The organism is Bacteriovorax sp. DB6_IX, assembly GCF_000447775.1.
In the GTDB taxonomy this organism is placed as follows: domain Bacteria; phylum Bdellovibrionota; class Bacteriovoracia; order Bacteriovoracales; family Bacteriovoracaceae; genus Halobacteriovorax_A.
This window is the reverse complement of the sequence record NZ_AUNJ01000029.1, coordinates 1-363: the sequence shown is the minus strand read 5'-3', so window position 1 is coordinate 363 and position 363 is coordinate 1. Positions and strand designations below refer to the sequence as shown.

Sequence of the window (363 nt, the reverse complement as noted above, 5' to 3'; positions counted from 1 at the left end):
ACGGCCTGTTCGGCCAAGTCTGAATGGGCCTTTGGAAATAGTGGTAGAATATTTCTAAACTTCTTGTACTCAAGTGTGACATCCCTTGTGATAGAGATCACTTTGTCACAGAGTTTTATAAGGTTTTCTGAGACACCAACTGTTTGAACATACTGATGAATAATAAGCACTGAGCGAATTTGATTAGCAATAATTTTCTTGGCCGAGAGTTTTGGACTATCAAAAATAATGAGTAGCTTTTCAATACCGTCTTCTAAGAATTTCAAGTATTCATTCTTTTGAAGATAGAGAAACTTTACATTCTTCTTGGCATAAGCATTAATATCACTATGAGAGTATCTCTTATTTGCAGAGATAATTTTT

At 34.4% G+C, this 363-nt stretch carries 1 protein-coding gene; it reads right to left on the bottom strand.

Annotation, left to right across the window (positions count from 1 at the left end):
• Window positions 1-363 (bottom strand): hypothetical protein (locus tag M901_RS00880; RefSeq protein WP_034719326.1); only part of this gene is annotated, 363 nt, incomplete at both ends.